Origin of the sequence: Microvirga zambiensis WSM3693, assembly GCF_016735695.1 — a bacterium.
In the GTDB taxonomy this organism is placed as follows: domain Bacteria; phylum Pseudomonadota; class Alphaproteobacteria; order Rhizobiales; family Beijerinckiaceae; genus Microvirga; species Microvirga zambiensis.
Genome location: NZ_JAERQD010000005.1, coordinates 171,688 through 191,980 on the forward strand (window position 1 = coordinate 171,688; position 20,293 = coordinate 191,980).

Here is a 20,293-nt window from a genome sequence, read left to right on the forward strand (position 1 = left end):
AGAATCATCAAATGACTGAAAATGAAAGATCTTTTATGGGTTCAAACCCTAACAATGAGAAGCAATCGCAGCGGGAGCTATTGCTTAACCTGACAATTTAGCCCCTCTATGAGCAAGATCGTGGCGGACAGCATCAATTTCGAGAACAGCCGGACTGGTAGTGTTGTAGCTCTTCAATTGCGCTTGGATTTTTTCCAAGCGCAATAGCTGCCGCTTAAGGATTGTACGAGCGGCAGAGTCAACAACAGGACGCTTCTCAACGTCCGACCACCACTGTTGAAGACCTGCAACGCCAACTCGAACTAGGTCAGTAAGGATTACGTCTGCTTCGGCCAGTTGCACTATACCGTCGAAAACTCTCAGCTTATCCCCTGCCCTTGGATTGGCTCGCTCCAATGCCGCAATGTAACCACGAGAAAAATCGAACCGAGCACTGGTTAGTTCGGTGAAAAAGGTCTTCTCAAGTTTCACTCGTGCAATCTTTGCACTGATACGCTCAACCGCCTCGAGTGATAGTTCCGCCATTCTCCCGTGGTCGCCACGCTGCTGGGCAACCGAGACCAATTCCTGACAAGCTCGCAAGAAGCCGCGCAAAGAAAGGTCCTGAACAGGATCATTCGAGGCTAGGGATTTTGTGAGATCATAAAGTCCTCGCCAGTCCTGCAGCTCGGTCTTGACCTTAATCAGGTTAGGCAAAAGGTCAGGCCGAGTGGAGCCGAGGCGGTGCGCAGTCTCAAGCTCTCGATCTGCGTCTTTTAACTGTTGCGGCCGCTGCATGAAGGCATACCCGAGAACTGCGGCAACATCGCTATCCTGGGGGAACTTCTGTCGGAGATCCTGAGCTAGGATAATCGCCTGGTCTACACTGCCATTATCGACCGCAGTAAGCACGTTTCGAACACCAAATGCGATCGAACGACTGCTGGTCCGGCTCCGCTCCAATGCTCTAGCGCACGCCTTCTCGATGATGGCAGCATTACTGCCCAGGTGCACCTTCACTATCTCAGTGATCGAAACTAACTCATTTGGAGCATAAATGACTGTGTCGCCTGAATCACGGGTAGACGTTGTGATGAGATGATAAGCTTGCAATTCTGAGATGCGTTCCCGCGCAACCTTCGGCGTTACATCCAAAACGGATGCAAGATCGTTGATGCTGGTCTCACCAAGCAACAGCACCGCATACATCAGCCGGCTTGGACCACTTTGAAGTCGGTCTACTTCGCGTTTAAAGGCAAATTCCCGGACATCTTCGCCATCTTGGCCTTTCCACGTCGCGACTACATCGCTGAGGTTTTGCCCAAGCTTAACCATTCGAACTATGGCTGCAGCAAACAGTGGAGAGCCGGACGAAGCTTCGTAGAACTCGTCTAGGACGCGACCTCTAATCTGGTCAATTTCGAACGTCGTGCAAAGATTTCCAACGTATTTCTCAAACGCATCTCGTTCAAGACCGGAGATTTTCACGACAGCGGTGGGAGGAAGTCCTTGATCTATACGAGACGTCATGAGCAGTCGGCTTGAAGCGATATCTCTACCCACCGTCCTTTGGGCCATTGCACTTAAGGCCGCTACGGTTTCCTTTTGTTCTGCTGGATCTAAGCTGTCAATGTCATCAACGATTAGAAGACAAGTATACGTACTGAGAGCCTCAACCGCACGATCCGTTAGCTCTGCAAGCGTCAGTTCATCTTCATCCTGTTCAGTGGAGATGTCATACGACAGAACACGAAGGAACTCATGCAGTAAGCTTTCAAGATCCGTGAAATCGACCTTGGCCATGGGGACAAGTCGGCCTTGGAGGGTCGAGAACGTTTGCTGCTTAGCCGTTAGCCATATTACCCACTCGGCCTCTCCGGCGGCTGTGTCGACAACCTCTTCAGCGAAGCGATAGGCAAGGGTCGTTTTCCCAACACCACCAATTCCGGAGACGAGGCGGATAGGGCTTCGTTTATCTGTAAGCCAAGAGCGAAGAGATGCTAATGGTTGCTCACGGCCTACGAACTCAATCAGATCTGGATCACGCGCGGGCAGATGGGATCGCACCTCTCGGCGCTTGAGCACCGATGGGACATCTGGTGGGCTTCGATCAGAATGCAGAAATTGCCAGTCTTCGCTTGTCGCGGTCGCAGGACGACATTCATCCCGAAAGCGAACATACGTTTCCTCTCCGAAACTGCGATCCCCATTCGGTTTCGTCGGGCCTCTCTTGCGGAAACGAACCGGGGGAGCACCTGTGGGGCGCCGCGGTACAAGGAGCAAACCTACAGAGATTGCATCGGGGCTATCTGATAGAGGAACCAGCTGGAAAGCGCACTCGATACTTGTTTCAGTATAACTTTGAATCCGCTTGTTCAGATCGCCGCAGTCAAGAACTGCATTGCAGCCCTTGATTCGATCCTTCCCTTTGTCAGCGACGCCAAAAACGATGTAACCACCATAGCTGTTATGGAACGATACTACATCCTTAATGATATCGCCCAGTTCTGCCTTATGCCTATCGCGGTCGTCTCCGGTTGGCCTTTCAGGAAGAGCTGGAAGCTTCTCCTTATAATCCCATAGAGCCGTTTCAAAGTCGTATGGCTGCCCACTTCTGAATAGGGCGAGCATGACATCACGATTTAAAGCGCCAATATCGACAAGAGTCCGGACCTGGAGAAGCAACTGGTTGATACCGGCTTCCGGGTTGGATATTGCGCCGAGGGTCGGGCTAACTGCCGCACCTACCATTAAACTAGCCTCGATCCTTCCACCTGAATGCACCAGTCAAATGCTACAGGTTGGCGTTTAGTTATTTTTGAACAGACAGTACGCGACCTACTTCAGCTCCAGAGACCCGACAAGCCATCACTGCACCTTCCTCACATCTGTCGCTCTGGCGAGCTGCTCCTGCCAGTACAGCATTTGAGTCATTCCGAACCGTCGACATAAGCGGAATATTAGGTTGGTTTTGCTGGGAGCCAGATTACCCCGGCGTTTACCCCACAACGAGAACATATCTCCTAGGCGCTTCCATAGATGATCTTAATCCGTTGGAAAAACTGGCGATCCCGGGAAGACTCGAACTTCCGACCTTCGGTTTAGGAAACCGCTGCTCTGTCCTGCTGAGCTACGGGACCGCTTGAGGAGAGCGGGTGTAGCATGGTCGTTCAGGGCATTCCAGAGGGTGCGGCCATTCCATGGCAGGGCGGTGCGCCTTGTCTCGTCGATCCATCACGATCCAAACTTCTGCCTGATGGGAGCCGCCGCATCGCCGGTCGCGGGTGCGGCGGCTGACGCGGCAGCGTTATCGGGTCATCGGCTCCGGCATGTGAACCGGCAGCATGAGATGCTCGTAGGGTGTATCGGGCCACATGACATAGGGTTGTGCGGTGTCGGGCTTCGGGGTCCTGGGATACCCTTCCATCATGCCCTTGGCGCCCACGACCATCACGTGAGGCCCGGTTTCGACCCAATTGTTGTTGGCTTCCGGTTTCTGGGCGTAGGGATCGGTGTTGCTCGAATCCGTGCCGCCCGAGAGCATGTACATGAAGCCGACCTTGTTGTGCGGCGGCTCCTTCTTCTCGAGCCAGGCCTGCGCCCATTCCATGGCGTTCTGGTCCCCGCACATGGGATCGGGCCCAGGCGTGTTCGGGTTGTCGGCCAGGCAAGTGAAGCCGTTGCTGCCTTTGCGGACAACCCGCATCTTGCCGTCGGGAGACACGTCGACGATCGTGGCGTCCCTGGCGACCGCCGGCGGTGCGGCCGTCATAGCGCTCTTGATGAGATCCTCATCGCTCATGGATCCGGACGCATGCTGATGCTGGGCATACCCCGCACCGGCAAAGATCAATGTCGTGATGCTGCACGCGAACCAAGCGAGAATACGATGCCTTGTCATGGTTCAGCTCCTGTTGCTGTGCAACCGGCGCCCGCCATTTTACGCCTGCATGCCCTTTTTGGGGAGCAATCTTCTCGCCGCCCCCCCCGAAACTGCTACGCTTGCGATTGGTAGCGGAACCGGCCTCGCTCGGGCCGGTTGGTGAAGGCAACCGGAGGCCGACCATGGCGCAGACGCTTCGCGATTTCCTCAAGCAGGTCCAGAACCTTCCCCCCGACACCCTGCTCTGCGTAGCCGAGGTGGACGAGGCCTTCGCCGCGCATGTGGAGGAGATCGAGATCGTCGAGAACGCGAAATCGCAGAACCGCAAGGCGCAGGGCACCGAGGCGGTGGAGCTCGGCAACGGCAGCCAGAGGGTCGTGGTGATCCGCTGGTGAGCGCCCACGAAGCATAGCCGTTTTCCCCGGATCCGGTATGATCCGGTCTCATGGGGGCGAGACTGTGCATTGTTCTGGCAGCGGGACTTTGGGCGATGGCGTCCCCAGTCCTGTCGCAGCCCGTTTCGGATGCGCGGCGCGAGCCGGGTTGTGCGGCACGGGACGAGCCCGACCGGCTCCAGGACATGACGCCGGAAGGCGATCTCAGCCTTGCATCCGGACGCCTCGCCATCTTGTCCGGCATTCGGCTTCCGGACGAACCGCCGTATCGGGACGAGGCCCTGTCCTGGCTGCGTGCGAGAATCGGCCAGCCGGTTCTCGTGCGGAAATCGGGGCAGCCCGACCGATGGGGCCGCTTTTCCATACACATCCGCCCGGCGAACGACGCTTCCGCTGCCAACTGGAACCGGGAAATGGTGGCGGCCGGCCTCGCCATCGTCGATCCGGGCCTCGACGAGGTTTTCTGTCAGCCGGAATTGCTGACGATCGAGGCTTTCGCCCGCCAACGACGCCTTGGTGTTTGGGCGGATGACCGCTATAAGCCCCTGGATGTCAGTCAGCCGGAGCGCCTGCGCGACCGGGCCGGTCGATTTGTGCTGGTCGAAGGTCGCATCAGAAGCATCGGCGAGCGCGCACAACGCACCTATTTGAACTTCGGGGGGCTCTGGGCAGAAGACTTCACGATCATCATTCCCAGGAAGACTTGGAAAAGAATGTCGGAAAGCGGCATGGGCGCCGAGGCGCTCAAGGGTCGCCGGATCAGGGCCCGAGGCATTTTGCAGCCTTGGCAAGGCATGGCTTTCTCCATTGTCATACCGGACATGATCGAGCGTCTTGAGGGTGACCGCCTGCCACGATGAACGAGCATGAGCACAACACGTCGAACAGGTAGCCTCGGGATCCTCGGAAGCGTCGTGCTGGCAGCCCTGCTTGCCGGCTGCACGAGCTTCGGCGGCGATGTCTCGCTTCCTGCGAATGCGCCGCGGGTGATCGGCCCGGACCGGGACCGCGATCATGTCCGGCTGATAAGGGCCTTCGGCGGCGAGGGCCGCGCACCGCAGCTGCAGCAGATGCTGACCGACGTGACCAACCGGCTCGTCATGGCCACCGACCGGCCGGACGAAGCCTTCCAGGTGACGATCCTGAACTCACCCGTGGTCAACGCCTTCGCCCTGCCCAACGGCCGCCTCTACGTCACCCGTGGGCTTCTGGCGCTCGCCAACGACACCTCCGAGGTGGCGGCCGTGCTCTCGCACGAGATCGCCCACGTCACGCTTCGCCATGCCTCGCAGCGCAGCGAGCTGCAGGCGCGCTCCGACCTGATCGAGCGCGTGGCCGAGAACGTGCTCAACGATGCCGAGGAGGCCGCCGTGGCGCAAACCCAGGCGCGTTCCGCGCTCGCGAGCTTCTCGCGGGCGCAGGAGCTCGAGGCCGATCAGATGGGCGTGAAGGTTCTGGCCCGTGCGGGCTTCGACCCCTATGGCGCCCCCCGCTTCCTGACGGCCCTCGGCCGCTCGGGCACGAGTTCCGACAGTTCCACGGCCGAGCGCAACGCCTCGCACCCGCGCACCGACGACCGCGTAGCACGGGCGCTGCAGGCGGCCCGGCGCTCGGGGATCCAGGGTACCGGGGAAACGGGACGCCTCGCCTATATGACCGCCCTCGACGGCCTCGCCTATGGCGACGATCCGGCGGACGGCGTGGTGAAGGGCCGCCGCTTCATCCATTCGCGCCTCGGGGTCGCCTTCGAGGCGCCTGAGAGCTTCACCCTGGAGAACACCTCCCAGGCCGTGCTCGGCGCCTCCGCCGACGGCGAACGGCGCCTGCTCTTCGATGCCGCCGACACGCCGGACGGACAGAGCCTGGAAGACGTGCTGCGCTCGACCTGGACGGATACGATCGAACCGGGAAGCCTGACCACCGGCACCGTGAACGGCTTGCCCATGGTCACGGCTTTGTCCAACGGCAAGGAATGGACCTTCCGCCTCTCCGCCATCCGGATCGGCAACACCACCTACCGCCTGATCATGGCCACCCGCGGCAACAAGTCGGATCTGGAAGGGATCTTCCAGCAGACCCTGAACAGCGTCAGGCAGGTGCAGCAGGACGAGGCGCGGCGGATCAGGCCGCTCAAGCTGCAGGTCGTCACCGCCCAGCGCGGCGACACCCCGCAGAGCCTCGCCGCCCGCATGCCGATCGACCGTCCGCTCGAGCGCTTCCTGCTCCTGAACGGCCTCGACCGCAATGCCGCCCTGGCCGCAGGCGAGCGCTACAAGATCGTCGTCGAATAACGCGAAACGGCGGAGCTTTTGACTGCTCCGCCGCTGAAATCCGGTCTAGATAATCCGTAATTTAGACGAATGCGCCCGAGGCCTGGGGATAGCGCTCCACCAGGGCGCGCTTTAGCTTTTCAAGCGCCCGGTTCTCGATCTGGCGCACGCGCTCCTTCGAAATCCCGAGCCGGTCGCCGAGGAATTCCAGGGTCACCTGCTCGTCGTCGAGGCGACGGGCGCGCAGGATGCGCAGTTCCCGCTCGTTGAGCACTTCGAGGGCCTGCTGCAGCCAGCGCACGCGGCGTTCCGTATCGATCACGTCGGTGACGCTCTCGTCCGGCAGGGGGCTGTTGTCGACGAGGAATTCGACCCGCTCGGCGGAATTTCCCGGATCGGCGTCGAGAACCGGCGCGTTGAGGGATGTGTCGGGTGCCGAGAGGCGGGCATCCATCAGGGCGACATCAGCCTTCGACACGCCGATCGCCTCGGCGATCTTCGCGTGCACATCCGAGGAGATGCGCTCCTCGCCACCGCGGGTCAGGCGGGCGCGCAACCGGCGCAGATTGAAGAAAAGCGCCTTCTGGGCGGAACTCGTTCCACCGCGAACGATTGACCAATTGCGAAGGATGTAATCTTGCACGGAGGCACGGATCCACCAGGTGGCATAGGTCGAGAAACGCACCTCGCGTTCGGGCTCGAACCGGGCAGCGGCTTCGAGGAGGCCCACATGGCCTTCCTGCACGAGATCGGCCATGGGAAGGCCATAATGGCGGAAACGGGCTGCCAGCGCGATGACGAGGCGCATATGGGCAGCGGTCAATTGATGAAGCGCTGCTTCGTCGCGGTTCTCTTTCCAGCGCACGGCAAGCAGGTGCTCCTCTTCTCTTTCGAGAAAAGGTGCATTCATGGCAGCACGGACGAACCGGCGGCGAACCCCTGAGATTTCTCCCATTGTGTGCTCTCCCTTGGCAGAGACACAACGAGCGAGGCCGCGAAAAGTTCACCTCCAACAGCCAAGTTCTGCAAAATAGATTTCGGCTGCCGAAAAACAAGGCATAGGACACAAAAAAGCCCGGCTGACGCCGGGCTTTTGAACGAATGGGATGAACGCCCTCGATTAGGCGGCCTCTTCCTGAAGGTCGTCACCCTCGGCCTCGGCCTCCGCCTCGGCGCCCTTGGCACGGCGCGGCGACTTGGCGAGGCTCTGCTCGATCAGCTTCAAGGCTTCCGTATCCGTGATCTTGTTCACAGCCGCGATCTCGCGCACGACGCGGTCGAGGGCGGATTCATAAAGCTGGCGCTCGCTGTAGGACTGCTCGGGCTGAGCCTCGGAGCGATAGAGATCGCGCACGACCTCGGTCACGGCGATCAGGTCGCCGGAATTGATCTTGGCCTCATATTCCTGGGCGCGGCGCGACCACATGGTGCGCTTCACGCGGGCACGACCCGTCAGCACGTCCAGAGCCTTCTGCACCAGAGCCGGTTCGGCGAGCTTGCGCATGCCGACGCTGGAAGCTTTGCCGGTGGGAACCCGAAGAACCATCTTGTCCTTATCGAAGGAGACCACGTAAAGCTCCAGCTTGAAGCCAGCGATCTCCTGCTCTTCGATGGCCGTGATGCGGCCGACGCCGTGAGCGGGGTAAACGATTGCTTCACCGGACTTGAACCCAAGGCGCTGGGCGGACTTCTTAGCGGTTGTCATGCGAGAGAGGCCTCCTTGCATGGCCCTCGTTTTGTGCGAGGGATCTGTGGTTCCACCGGACAGGGTTCCCGGGAGAACGAGGATACAATTTGAGTGTCACGGAACTTGACTATTCCGCTCTTCTCCCTGATTTAAGCCAGCGTTTAAACACGCTCATGCCCTTGACCCAGGTAGCGAAGCTCCCTTAAGTCAAAGGACGCGAATCTTTGCTTCATTATGTGAACCGCCGGTCTGCGAGGACGGTGCACGGCTTGAGCGCAAGCGACGGCATTTGCGGACCCTATCACACTCCGGCCGAAAAAGCAAAAATATTTCAAGGCAAAGCGTAACGCGCGCCCGTCTGCGCGCGGTCCTGGACTTTAGTCTCCCTCGCCCGGATTGGACGAGAAGTAAGTCTCGAACTTGGCCGCGACGCCGTCGAATTCCTTCGCGTCGACGGGCGGATCCTTCTTGATCGTGATGTTCGGCCAGCTCTTGGCCATGTCGGCGTTGAGCTTGAGCCATTGCTCGAGACCGGGCTCAGCATCGGGCTTGATCGCCTCGGCCGGGCACTCGGGCTCGCAGACGCCGCAATCGATGCATTCGTCGGGATGGATGACGAGCATGTTCTCGCCCTCGTAGAAGCAGTCCACCGGGCACACTTCCACGCAGTCCATGTATTTGCACTTGATGCAATTTTCAGTGACGACGTAGGTCATGAACGGTCCTTCGAGGGCTCTTCCATTATAGGGGCCTGTGCCGCCGCTCTAGCCGTTGTCGCGGTCGCTGACAAGCGCCGCGTTGTCTCCGTTGAGATCGGCGTAGAGCTGCCTTGCTTCCGTTGCAGGACCCCGACGCTCGCCGAGGCCCTCGACCCGGACCACCAGTGTCGTCCGGGAGAGCGCGATGGTCACCACATCGCCGACGGCAACCGCCTTGGCGGCATTGTCGGTGCGCTGGCCGTTGAGCCGGATGAAGCCGCTCGCGACGAGCTTTGCGGCCAGCGTACGGGTCTTCGCGAAGCGCGCGAACCACAGCCACTTGTCAAGCCGCTGCCGGTCCTCGCGCATGGGTTCACAGCCTCACTTCTTGCTATCCTCGAGCTGGGCCTTGAGGGCCATCAGCTTGGCGAAGGGCGAGTTCGGATCCGGCTGCTTCTCGCGGCGTTCGTGTCCGCCGTCGCGACGGTTGTCCGTACGCTTGTCGGGCCGCGGACCGCGACGGTCGTCGCGACGCTCCTCGCCACGACCGGGACCGCGCGGCGGACGGTTCTGCGGCCGTCCGCCCTCGCCTTGCGCCTCGCGGCGCTCCGGACGCGGACGGCGCTCGGCGCCCTGCTGCTCACCCTGGTTGCCCCCGTGGCGGGGACGACGATCACCGCGATCTTGCCGCTCGCCGCCCCGGTCGGATCGCTCGCCGCGCTCGTGACGGCCTCCGCGGGCATCGCGGCCATGGCGGGCCTGCCCGCCCTCGTGATGGCGGCGGCCCTGACGCCAGACCTCGATGGTCACCGGCTCGGCAGGCGCCTCGGCTACGGGTGTCTCCGTGGCGGGAGCTTCTGCGGCAGATGTCTCGGTGGCAGGTGCCTCGGTGATGGACGTCTCGGCGGGAGCCAAGGCCTGGCCTTCCGGCGATGCGACGGCTTCCGCCGCGCTGTCCTCCACTTCCTGCCCGGAGACGGCTGCCTCGGGAGCCTCCACGGCCACGGCACCGATTTCCTCGGTCGCAACGGCAGTCTCGGCGGTCCCGGCAGGAACCTCCTCGGTCGGAGCGGCGACCTCGCCCTCAGCCGGGCCGGCCTGAGGCTCGACCGGCTTCGGTGCTTCCACCAACGGCACGGTAATGGCGGGACCGGGACGACGATCCATCACGTAGCCGAGCGATTTCAGGATGGTGGCGAAATCCTCGCCGGCGCAGCCCACCAGGGAGGTCATGGCGACCGTCGGAACGAAGCCCTCGCCATCCGCGGCGCCGGCCGGCGGCTCGCCCGGGGTGATGCCGGGACGATAGGCGATGGCGGGACGGATCAGGTCGGCGAGCCGCTCCAGGATATCGACGCGCACGGCCCGGCCGCCGAGAACGCGGAAGCCGGCAGCCCGATAGAGCCCATGGCCGATCTCCGGATCGACCGGGATCGAGGTGCGGCCCGACTGGGCGAGATGGGCGATCTCGTCGATGCCCTTCTGCTCGAGGCCACCGTTCTGCAGGGCCCAGAGCTGGGTCGCCAGCACGCGGGGCGCCGGCTTCAGCAGAGCCGGCAGGTAGAGGTGATAGGCGCCGAAGCGGATTCCGGCCTTGCGCAGGGAGGCGCGGGCATCCTGGTCGAGGCTGCGCACGTCGTTGAGCACCTTGGCGCGCTCGAGCACGCCGAGAGCCTCGCCGATCTGGAAGCCGATGCCGCGAGCAAGGCCCGTGAGCTCGGTGCTGCTCTCCAGCTGCAGCAGAGGGCCGAGCAGGCGCACGATAAAGGCCTTCAGCCAGGCCCGCAGGCGGATGTCGACCTTGTCGCGGGCCGGACCCGTCAGGTGCTCGTCCGAGAGAATGCGCACCTTGGGATCGAACAGCTTGTCGCCGGGCTCCAGCTTCGCCACCGGATCGCCCATCCAGCGCACCGTGCCGTCGTTCGACAGGACGAGCATGGTGTCGGGAGTTTCCGCGAACCGGTCCGCCCGTGCCTCGATCTCGCCGGCAAGCGCCTTGCTGGCGGCGTTGCGCAGGGTCTTGGCCTCCGTGGTGTCGGCCTGGGGATCGGGCACGAAATGGAAGCCGTGCAGGTGACCGATGTGCTGACCCTCGACGGTGACGTCGCCGGTGGTCGTAATTTCCGCTTCGAGCATCTTGTTCTCTCTCAAGCGCCGCATCAGAACGCTCGTCCTCCGGTCGATGAACCTTTGGGCGAGACGCTCGTGGAGCGCATCCGATAGCTTGTCCTCTACCTGACGCGCAACATCCTGCCAATGCTCTGGATCCTTCAACCAGTCGGGACGGTTGGCGACGAAGGACCAGGTTCTGACCTGGGCGATGCGGTTGGAGAGGGTGTCGATGTCCCCGTCGGTCCTGTCCATGGCGGACAGGTGGCGGGAGAACCAGTCTGCCGGAACGGCCCCGTCCTTCATCAGGAAACGATAGAGCTGACCGACGAGATCCGCATGGGTCTGGGGGGAAACCTTGCGATAATCCGGCACCTGGCAGATCTGCCAGAGGCGCTCGACGGCGTATTGCGAGCGGGCCATGGCCTGGATGTCGTCTTCCCGCACCAGAACCTCGAGCGCCGCCACGTCCTCGCCGGTCGGCGCCCGTACGAGGCCGTGTTCTCGCGGCTGGGCGCCAAGCGAATCGCGCAGGCGGGCGAGCGAGGAGAATTCGAGATCCGGGTTTCGCCATTGCAGGATGCGGACCGGATCGAAGACGTGATTCTCGAGGGCCTCGACGGTCTCGGCATCGAAGGGCGGGCAGCGTGCCGTGGAGCCGAAGGTGCCGTCGCGCATGTAGCGCCCTGCCCGGCCGGCGATCTGGGCCAGCTCCGGGTTGTTCAGCTTGCGGAACTGGAACCCGTCGAACTTCTTGTCGGACGCGAAGGCCACATGGTCCACGTCGAGATTGAGGCCCATGCCGACGGCGTCGGTGGCGATGAGGTAATCCACATCGCCGTTCTGGAAGAGCTCGACCTGGGCGTTGCGGGTGCGGGGCGAGAGGGCGCCCAGCACCACCGCCGCGCCGCCGCTCTGGCGGCGGATCAGCTCGGCGATGCCGTAGACCTCCTCGGCCGAGAAGGCGACGATGGCCGAACGGCGCGGCAGGCGCGAGACCTTTTTCTCGCCCGCGAAGGACAGTTTCGACAGACGCGGCCGCGTAACCACGTGCACGCCGGGGATCAGGGTCTCGATCAAGGGCCGCATGGTGGCCGAGCCGATGAGAAGGGTCTCCTCACGCCCGCGCTGGTTCAGGAGGCGGTCGGTGAAGACGTGGCCGCGGTCGAGATCGCTGGAGAGCTGGATCTCGTCCACGGCGACGAAGGCGAGATCGAGGTCTCGCGGCATCGCCTCGACGGTGGAGATCCAATAGCGGGGCCGGTCCGGCTTGATCTTCTCCTCGCCCGTGATCAGGGCGACGTTGTGATGGCCGGCCTTCTCCACCACGCGGTTGTAGACCTCGCGGGCGAGCAGGCGCAGGGGCAGGCCGATCATGCCGCTGTCATGGCCGAGCATGCGCTCGATGGCGAGATGGGTCTTGCCCGTATTGGTGGGGCCGAGCACGGCGGTCACGCCGCGCGAGCGCGCCTGCGGGGGAAGGGAACGACGGGACATGCCTGGGTGACGGGTAATGCTGAATAGGTCCCGGTGAGAGGGCAGAGAGGCCACAGGACCGGAGGCCGGTGCAGGCGGACTTCTCTTCAGAGCAGCCCAACGCCTCATCGGCCGGCTGCGGCCTGCCCCTTATATGGTGTGAATGGCTGCTTTCGCTACCTGAAACGGCACGAATCGCCAGGGATTTCCGCGAGCTACTGAACCGCTCCGGCCTGGATCGCATCGTCTGCGCGGACGGCCTTCCGGGTCGGTACGGCGGCCTTGCCGTCCCCTTCCAGGGACCAGGCCGAGGCCTGCATCTCGCCCATCCCGATCATGGTGCGCACCGAGACCTTGACGGGGAAGAGCAGGCGCGGCCCCTCGACGGGAGCCAGCCATACGGACATGTCCTTGTTGTCCTGCATGAACTTGGTCGCCGGCCGCTCGCTCCGATGGCCGGAGATCGGCACGTAGCGGGCGTTGCAGACGAGGACAGGGCCGGAATAGCCGGGCACGTCGACCTTCTTCGTCTCCCCATAGGACAGAACCACGTCCAGGCGCGAGGCCCCGTCGAAAACGGGGATGGTCCGCTCGCAATTGGCCGGATCGGTCAGGCTCTTGGCCTCGAGCGCCGGCATCAGGAGCGCGCTCATCGGATCGACGACGCCGCGCTTGTCGGCCGCCTTCACCGGAACCCGGTCCGGCTTCGGCTCGAGGGGCGGGTCGATCTCGACCTTGGCGACGCGCCCCGATTTCAGGCCTATGCGGACGGTGCGCTGGTTGTCGGAAGTCTTCGACAGCACCGCGAAATTGGTCGATTGGGGCGTCGTGCCGGCGAGCGTCCCGGAGGCGCTGGCCTCGCCCCGTCCACCGGTGAGAATCATGGCGAGCCCGGTCAGCTTCGCCTTGCCCTCCATCTCGTATTTCGAACCGGCGAAGTTGGAGGACAGATCCGCCTTGCCCAGCGGCAGGCCGGCGAGCGAAATATCGTAGCTCACCTTCAGGGTCTGGGCTTGCGCGAGCGAGCCGATCCCGGCAAAGGCCAAGGTCACGATAGCTGAGGCGATGAGGCGCATAGGGCTCTTCCGATAGTCTATTCCGTTGCATTGCACGAGATTCAGAATAAATCATGACCGCGCTTCTGCAAAAAAACGTGATGCGGGGTCGCACTATTCTTGACGCGCCCCCGGTTTCTGGCCTATAGGCTCGCACCTTCCAAGGACTTCTGGTGTCCGGCCCCCGCGGGATCTGCGATCGAGCAAACCCGCGAATTTCAAGGTCGCGACCCTCTTAGACGATAGGATTGAACCCATGTCGCGCCGTTGCGAACTGACCGGCAAGGCCGTGCTGAGTGGCCACCTCGTAAGCCACTCCAACCGCAAGACGAAGCGGAAGTTCCTGCCGAACCTCTGCAACGTCACGCTCCAGTCGGATACCCTGCAGCGCTCCGTGCGCCTGCGCGTTTCCGCCAATGCGCTCCGCTCGGTCGAGCACCGCGGCGGCCTCGATGCCTTCCTGGCCAAGGCCAAGGCCGGCGAGCTCTCCACCACCGCCCTGGCGGTGAAGCGCGAGATCGAGAAGAAGCTCGCCGCTGCGAGCTGATCTCTGATCGCCACGAATTCGCATTGCGGGCGGCCCTGGTGCCGCCCGTTTTGCTTTGTGTTAAGGCTTAAGCATTGGCCTGCAAGAGACGGCCTGGAAGAATCGCCATGACCCAACTCGACCGCCGCGACTTCCTCATTGCGCTGACCGCAATGACCCTCGTCGTTCTCTCGTCGAACATCCTGGTCCAGTATCCCTTCCAGCATCTGGGTCTCGGTGATTACCTGACCTGGGGCGCCTTCAGCTATCCCTTCTCCTTCCTGGTCACCGACCTGTCGAACCGCCGCTTCGGCACGGTCGGCGCGCGCCGGGTCGTCTATGTCGGCTTCGTGCTCGCCGTGGCGCTTTCCGTGATCCTGGCGACACCGCGCATCGCCATCGCCTCGGGCGCGGCCTTCCTGGTGGCGCAGCTTCTCGACATCAGCATCTTCGCCCGCCTGCGCGACCGCGCCTGGTGGATGCCGCCCTTCGTCTCCTCGGTGATCTCGTCGGGCCTCGATACGGCGATCTTCTTTTCCTTCGCCTTCTATTGCGGCGCGGTTCCCGGCTTCGGCCTGACCGTCAGCGAGATGCTCGGACAATTCGGCATCGCGGACCAGTGCATCGCCCTGCCCTGGGTCAACCTTGCTATCGCCGATTATCTCGTGAAGCTCGCACTCGCCGCCGTGTCCATCGCCCCCTACGGCGCGATCCTGGCGCTCATGCGCCCGCGGATGCAGCGGACGGCCTGACAACGCTCGTCAATCGCGAGGCTGCGGAACCTCCACACGCTTGGCGTCGCCGCCGGCGACGGTCGCTTTCGCGACGGCCGGCCCCTGCCGGCCGCATTTGAGGCGGCGCAGATCCGCGCCCGGCGCGGGGGCATCGGCCTTCAGCGTGCGGAGATTGCCGATCGGGGCGTTGGCTTCCGAGAGACCGGTCTCGAGCAGATCCCGCGTGATACGGGTCCGCACCGCCGCGCTGGGAGATCCCATGACCACCGCGATGACGCGCCTGCCGCCGCGAACGGCCGAGGCGACCACGTTGAAGCCGGAGGCGCATACGAACCCGGTTTTGGTCGCCTCCAGAGCATCGTAGTCCTCGACGAGCTTGTTGGTGTTCTTCAGCACCCGCCCGTCGACCTCGATCGACGGCGTCCTGAAAAGATCCGCATGGTCGGAGTGATAGCCGAGGACGGCCACCATGAGGACGGCCATGTCCCTGGCGTTTGTCACCTGGCGATCGTCGTGCAGGCCATTGGCATTGACGAAGCGCGTCCCGCTCATGCCGAGGCGCCGGGCCTCCGCGTTCATTGCCGCGACGAACGCGGCCTCGCTGCCGCCGACGGCCTCCGCGATCGCGACCGCCACGTCGTTGGCGCTCTTGACCATCATCACGGTCAAGGCGTCCTCGAGGCGCAGAGAGGTTCCCACCGGAACACCCAGCTTCGTCGGGGCCTGAGCCACGGCCCGCGCACTCAGGGCGACGGACGTGTTCATGGTCAGCCTGCCGGATTGGACGGCCGCAAGCGCGAGATGCGCTGTCATCAGCTTGGTGAGCGAGGCCGGGTGCCAGGACCGGGTGGCCTCCTGCGCCGCCAGGATGTTGCCGGAAGAGGCATCGACCAGCAGCAGGGGCGAGGCGCCGGCGGAGGCGCCCGTGAGGAAAAGGCCGGCGGCCAGCAGGATCGAGGGCGCCTTCATGAGCAGATGGTGGACGAAAACCGGGGCCGTTCGCAAGCTTCCATTGTCAAGCAGCCGAAAAAACTTGGCGTCGGTGGGCGCTTTTGTCGGCTGCGAAGGCAAGATCCCTGTCGAATCTCTCGCTCCGAACCCTTCCTAAAGCGCCTCCTCCGCGTAAGGCGGATGTGGGATCGCCTGATGCGCCGCGCGCAGGGCCGCCGACCAGCGCTCGCGCAGGTCGCGAAAGTAGGGCTCATCCTCCTGGATCCGGTAGGTGATTCCTGCCTTCAGCGCATCGCGCTTGGCGACGACGATATCGATGGGCAGGCCGACGCCGAGATTGGATTTCAGGGTCGAATCCATCGAGATCAGCCCGAGTTTCAAGGCCTCCACCAGGCTGGTGGAGTAGGAGATTGCCCGATCCAGGATCGGCTTGCCATATTTCGGCTCGCCGATCTGCAGGAACGGCGTGTCGATGGTCGCCTCGATGGCGTTGCCGGCCGAATAGATCTGATAAAGCCGCATCGGGTTCGACCCGATCTGCCCGCCGAGCAGCATCGTAACGTCGAAGGTCATCTGGCGCTTTTCCATCTCGACCCCATCCGTTTCATAAACCTGACGGACGGCCCGTCCGACGAGTTGGGCGGCCTTGAACATGCTGGGCACCGTCAGAAGCGTCTCGACTACTCCGGTTTCGGGATTTTCGAGCCCCTCGGTCAAAAGCGACAGGACGGACTGGCTCGCCGAGAGATTGCCGGCGGTGGCCAGCGTGATGATGCGTTCTCCCGGCTTCTCGAACAGGTGCAGCTTGCGGAAGGTCGCGATGTTGTCGACACCCGCATTGGTGCGCGTATCGGCGATCACGACGAGACCGTCCCGCACCAGGATGCCGACACAATACGTCATTGGGGTTCCTCCAGGAGCCTTCTGGTCGAGTTGCTTAAGGATCGAGGCCATTGTCACGCCTGTACTTGACGGGCGCCTTCGATCCTCAAACGAACGTCGAGCGCTTCACGGGTGATTCCGTAATAGCTTCCTCGAACCGGGGCTGCATCAAGATAATCGAGCCCGATGGCCAATCTGACGTAATGTTCCGTTGCGGAAATGGCATTGGCGGGATCGAAGCTGACCCAGCCGAGCTCCGGGATATAGGCCTCGACCCAGGCATGCCCCGCCTCCTGCTCGGCCTCGCCGGACTTGTGCAGATAACCCGACACATAGCGTGCTGGGATGTTCAGGAAGCGGGCGGCGGCCAGGAAGATATGGCTGAAATCCTGGCAGACCCCGTGCCCTGCCGCAAAGGCATCCGCACCCGCCGTCGCTGAACTCGTGGCCTCGGTATCGAAGCGCAGGCGCTCGGGGATCGCGTTCAGCAGGGCATGGGCGCGGTCGAGCACATTGTCGAAGCGTCCGGCCGTCGTTTCGGCGAATTCGCGGATGGCGGCGTCGGGCCGGGTGAGAGGCGTTTCGCGCAGGTAGAAAATGTCCGGGAAGCGCTCGACCCCGCCCCTAATGATTCCGGCCGTGTCCGTGGTCTCGATCTCGCCGGTCACATGCAGGGTGATCTGGCTGACCGGACCCTGCACGGACAAGCTGTGGATAATGTTGCCGTACCAGTCCTCCCGGCGCATCAGGCGGGCCTCGCCCTCCATGTCGATGTTCCAGGACAGGACCGTCTGGCCGTCATGCCCGCGCGGGGTCAGCCGCAGAAGCTGGATCGCGGACCTGGCCGGCTCGCTGTAGTGATAGACCGTCTCGTGGGTGATGCGGATGCGCATGGATCAGCCGAGATATTGAGTCGAGATGGCTTGCCCGAGCCGATTGTTCTCGGCAAGGAAGTCCTGCAGGAACTCGTGCAGGCCGTCCTGGAAGATATCCTCGATGCTGCGGTTCGTCAGGCGTGCATGGGTTGCCCGTGCCTGGCGCTGCGCCAGGCCCGACGTCCCGTAGCGCTGGGAGATGTCGTCGAGATGGCGTGACAGGAACGCGTAGCAGGCAGCGAGCGAGCGCGGCATCTCCTCGCGCAGGATCAGGAGATCCGCCACGAGCCAGGGCCTCAGGTTCTGGTGATAGACCCATTGATAGCTCACCAGCGCCGAGACTGAGCGCAGGATCGCGGCCCACTGGTAATAATCGATGCCGCCGCCCACCGCCGCATCCTGCGGCAGGAGCACGTGGTATTTCACGTCGAGCACCCGCGCGGTGTTGTCGGCGCGCTCGATGTAGAGACCGAGACGCGAGAACCAATAGGCATCGTTGCGCAGCATGGTGCGCAGCGCCGAGCCGTCGTAGCGGAGCGAGGCCTCCTTCACGAGATTCAGGAAGCGGGGAAGATCCTCGACCTTGATGCTTCTCGCCTTGTAGCGGCGCAGATCGAGCCAGGCTGAATTGATCGCCTCCCACATCTCGGAGGTCAGGGCCGAGCGCACGGAGCGGGCGTTCTGCCGGGCGGTGTCGAAGCAGTTCTGGATGCTCGACGGGTTCGCCTCGGAGAAGGCCAGGAACTCGATGACGTTTTCTGGGGTCGCATCGCCGTAGACGGCGCGGAACTGATCGACGCCGCCCGCGGTGATGAGGGCGGATTCCCACTCGTTGGTCTCGACTCCGTTATAGGAGATCGGCATCGAGGCCATGCGATAGGCGACATCGAGAATGCGCGCCGTATTCTCGGCCCGCTCCACATAGCGGGAGAGCCAGTAGAGACTGTCCGCGTCACGACTCAGCACTGATCACGCTCCCGCTCATTCGCTCAGCACCCACGTATCCTTGGTCCCGCCGCCCTGGCTCGAATTGACCACCAGCGAGCCCTCCGTCAGCGCCACACGGGTCAGCCCGCCCGGCACGAGCCTGACGCCGTCGCGACCGGTCAGCACGAAGGGGCGCAGATCCACGTGACGCGGCGCAAGACCCTTCTCCGTGAAGATCGGGCTCGTCGAGAGTGCCAGTGTCGGCTGCGCGATGTAGTTGTCGGGATTGGCCAGGATCCGCGCCTTGAAATGCTCGCATGCCTCCGCCGTCGCATGCGGGCCCACCAGCATGCCGTAGCCGCCCGAGCCGTTGACCTCCTTCACGACGAGTTCGCGCAGATTGTCGACGACATAGGAGAGAGATTCCCGCTCGCGGCAGCGCCAGGTCGGCACGTTCTTCAGGATCGGCTCCTCGCCCATATAGAAGCGCACGATGTCGGGCACGTAAGAATACATGGCCTTGTCGTCGGCAACGCCCGTTCCCGGCGCATTGGCGATGGCGACGTTGCCGGCGCGATAGGCCGCGATCAGGCCCGGCACGCCCAGGGCCGAGTCGGGCCGGAAGACCAGCGGATCGAGGAAATCGTCGTCGATGCGGCTGTAGATGACGTCGACGCGCTTCGGTCCCTCGGTCGTGCGCATGTAGACCATCTCGTCGCGCACGAAGAGATCACGCCCCTCGACCAGCTCCACGCCCATGCGGTCGGCGAGGAAGCTGTGCTCGTAATAGGCGGAGTTCAGGGAGCCCGGCGTGAGCAGGACGACGGTGGGATCGTAAGGGCTGCTCGCCGGCGCCACGGACTTGAGGGTGCCGAGCAATTCGTCGACGTAATTTTCGATCGGCCGAATGCGCTGCATGCCCACCAGCTCGGGGAAGAGCCGCATCATCACCTCGCGGTTCTCCAGCATGTAGGAGACACCGGAGGGCGTGCGCAGGTTATCCTCGAGGACGTAGAAATCCTCATCGTCGACCCGGACGATGTCGATGCCCGCCACCTGCACATAGATGCCGCTGTTGAGGGAGAGACCCTGCATCTGCGGCCGGTAATAGGGATTGAGATAAACCAGTTCCGGCGGGACGATCCCGGCGCGCAGGATCTCGCGCGGGCCGTAGATGTCCTTGAGGAACATGTTGAGCGCCTTCACGCGCTGCTCCAGCCCCCGCGACAGGCGGGCCCATTCCTGTCCGGAGAGGATGCGCGGAATGATGTCAAAGGGGATCAGGCGCTCTTCGGCTTCCGTGTTGCCATAGACGGCAAACGTGATGCCGACGCGGCGGAAGAAGAGTTCCGCCTCTTCGCGGCGATGTTCCAGCAATTGCGGCGGCGCCGATTTCAGCCAGTCCTGCAGGATCCGGTAGGCATCCCTGCTCCGGCCGTCATGGCCGTTCATCTCGTCGAAGATCGCCTGCGCCGCCACCGGATCTCCTCATTCCTCGGCGCGAACACCCGGTGCAACCATTGGCATCGGGCCCGCATGACAAGAGCTTAGTTGCCTAAAACCTAGGGCTTCAAGCGAGACGAAGGAATAGAGGCAGGCAAAGAATGATGAGAAAACGGGCACTTGCCCGTCAGGAAGGCAGCGCCTTTCGGAGACTCAGTCGAGGAGCGTGAATTCGAGCAACAGGGTTCTCTGCAGGGAGCTGAAATTGTCGTCCGAGATCAGGGAGAGGACGGTCTCGCCGCCCTCCCGGTGGACAGCCAGTCCTTCCATGTTGTCGACCTGATGCGAGGCCTCGCTCTCGTAGAGGATATCGCCGTCGAGCCGGGCGCCCGGCCTGAACGAA

The 20,293-nt window shown here is 62.9% G+C and carries 18 protein-coding genes, 1 tRNA gene and 1 pseudogene; 5 read left to right on the forward strand and 15 right to left on the reverse strand.

The window, feature by feature from the left end; genetic code table 11:
* Window positions 1-84: 84 nt before the first annotated feature.
* The 3 genes from JKL46_RS06425 to JKL46_RS06435 form a co-directional block, all read right to left on the reverse strand.
* Window positions 85-2,730, reverse strand: coding sequence for an RNA-binding domain-containing protein (locus tag JKL46_RS06425; RefSeq protein ID WP_201830997.1), 2,646 nt, complete (start codon window positions 2,728-2,730; stop codon window positions 85-87).
* A gap of 312 nt (window positions 2,731-3,042) precedes the next feature.
* Window positions 3,043-3,119: transfer RNA gene (locus tag JKL46_RS06430), tRNA-Arg, on the reverse strand.
* Between the two features lie 167 nt (window positions 3,120-3,286).
* The gene (locus JKL46_RS06435) at window positions 3,287-3,880 is read right to left on the reverse strand and encodes a hypothetical protein (protein ID WP_201830998.1); all 594 of its coding nucleotides are present in this window, start codon (window positions 3,878-3,880) and stop codon (window positions 3,287-3,289) included.
* A 164-nt stretch (window positions 3,881-4,044) separates the two neighbouring features.
* Here JKL46_RS06435 and JKL46_RS06440 point away from each other — a divergent pair, with 164 nt between their 5' ends.
* The 3 genes from JKL46_RS06440 to JKL46_RS06450 all read left to right on the forward strand — a co-directional run bounded on the left by JKL46_RS06440 (window position 4,045) and on the right by JKL46_RS06450 (window position 6,548).
* A complete protein-coding gene (locus JKL46_RS06440; protein ID WP_201830999.1) occupies window positions 4,045-4,257 on the forward strand; it encodes a sugar phosphorylase in 213 nt (70 codons plus the stop codon).
* Between the two features lie 95 nt (window positions 4,258-4,352).
* A complete protein-coding gene (locus JKL46_RS06445) occupies window positions 4,353-5,117 on the forward strand; it encodes a thermonuclease family protein (protein WP_201831005.1) in 765 nt (254 codons plus the stop codon).
* Between the two features lie 6 nt (window positions 5,118-5,123).
* Window positions 5,124-6,548: a M48 family metalloprotease gene (locus tag JKL46_RS06450; protein WP_201831007.1), complete on the forward strand. Its 1,425-nt coding sequence runs from the start codon at window positions 5,124-5,126 to the stop codon at window positions 6,546-6,548.
* 61 nt (window positions 6,549-6,609) lie between these two features.
* Here JKL46_RS06450 and JKL46_RS06455 read toward each other — a convergent pair whose 3' ends face one another.
* The 6 genes from JKL46_RS06455 to JKL46_RS06480 all read right to left on the reverse strand — a co-directional run bounded on the left by JKL46_RS06455 (window position 6,610) and on the right by JKL46_RS06480 (window position 13,573).
* Window positions 6,610-7,482, reverse strand: coding sequence for an RNA polymerase factor sigma-32 (locus tag JKL46_RS06455; RefSeq protein WP_201831008.1), 873 nt, complete (start codon window positions 7,480-7,482; stop codon window positions 6,610-6,612).
* Between the two features lie 165 nt (window positions 7,483-7,647).
* Entirely contained in the window at window positions 7,648-8,232 is a 585-nt protein-coding gene (locus JKL46_RS06460) for a CarD family transcriptional regulator (protein WP_201831009.1), read from the reverse strand.
* A 359-nt stretch (window positions 8,233-8,591) separates the two neighbouring features.
* Window positions 8,592-8,930: a ferredoxin FdxA gene (fdxA, locus tag JKL46_RS06465; RefSeq protein ID WP_201831010.1), complete on the reverse strand. Its 339-nt coding sequence runs from the start codon at window positions 8,928-8,930 to the stop codon at window positions 8,592-8,594.
* Between the two features lie 48 nt (window positions 8,931-8,978).
* Complete coding sequence (locus JKL46_RS06470) at window positions 8,979-9,281, reverse strand: RNA-binding S4 domain-containing protein (RefSeq protein WP_201831011.1); 303 nt, start codon at window positions 9,279-9,281, stop codon at window positions 8,979-8,981.
* A 12-nt stretch (window positions 9,282-9,293) separates the two neighbouring features.
* A complete protein-coding gene (locus JKL46_RS06475; protein WP_201831012.1) occupies window positions 9,294-12,518 on the reverse strand; it encodes a helicase-related protein in 3,225 nt (1,074 codons plus the stop codon).
* 194 nt (window positions 12,519-12,712) lie between these two features.
* On the reverse strand, window positions 12,713-13,573 hold the full coding sequence (locus JKL46_RS06480) for a DUF3108 domain-containing protein (RefSeq protein ID WP_201831013.1): 861 nt from the start codon (window positions 13,571-13,573) through the stop codon (window positions 12,713-12,715).
* A gap of 235 nt (window positions 13,574-13,808) precedes the next feature.
* On the opposite strand from JKL46_RS06480, the gene rpmB reads away from it, so the two are divergent.
* Entirely contained in the window at window positions 13,809-14,099 is a 291-nt protein-coding gene (gene rpmB / locus JKL46_RS06485; protein ID WP_009493402.1) for a 50S ribosomal protein L28, read from the forward strand.
* Window positions 14,100-14,206: 107 nt separating this feature from the next.
* Entirely contained in the window at window positions 14,207-14,830 is a 624-nt protein-coding gene (locus JKL46_RS06490) for a queuosine precursor transporter (RefSeq protein WP_201831015.1), read from the forward strand.
* 9 nt (window positions 14,831-14,839) lie between these two features.
* On the opposite strand, the gene JKL46_RS06495 is transcribed toward JKL46_RS06490, so the two are convergent.
* The 6 genes and pseudogenes from JKL46_RS06495 to JKL46_RS06520 form a co-directional block, all read right to left on the reverse strand.
* Complete coding sequence (locus JKL46_RS06495; protein ID WP_201831017.1) at window positions 14,840-15,781, reverse strand: D-alanyl-D-alanine carboxypeptidase family protein; 942 nt, start codon at window positions 15,779-15,781, stop codon at window positions 14,840-14,842.
* Window positions 15,782-15,916: 135 nt separating this feature from the next.
* Window positions 15,917-16,666, reverse strand: a complete 750-nt coding sequence (locus tag JKL46_RS06500; protein WP_201831018.1) for a proteasome-type protease — start codon at window positions 16,664-16,666, stop codon at window positions 15,917-15,919.
* A 53-nt stretch (window positions 16,667-16,719) separates the two neighbouring features.
* Window positions 16,720-17,538 (reverse strand): transglutaminase family protein, encoded by an 819-nt coding sequence (locus JKL46_RS06505; RefSeq protein WP_201831019.1) that lies wholly within the window; start codon window positions 17,536-17,538, stop codon window positions 16,720-16,722.
* Window positions 17,539-17,541: 3 nt separating this feature from the next.
* The gene (locus JKL46_RS06510; RefSeq protein ID WP_201831021.1) at window positions 17,542-18,486 is read right to left on the reverse strand and encodes an alpha-E domain-containing protein; all 945 of its coding nucleotides are present in this window, start codon (window positions 18,484-18,486) and stop codon (window positions 17,542-17,544) included.
* A 15-nt stretch (window positions 18,487-18,501) separates the two neighbouring features.
* A complete protein-coding gene (locus tag JKL46_RS06515; protein ID WP_201831051.1) occupies window positions 18,502-19,899 on the reverse strand; it encodes a circularly permuted type 2 ATP-grasp protein in 1,398 nt (465 codons plus the stop codon).
* 204 nt (window positions 19,900-20,103) lie between these two features.
* Window positions 20,104-20,293 (reverse strand): annotated as a pseudogene (locus JKL46_RS06520) (esterase-like activity of phytase family protein); the annotation flags it as partial.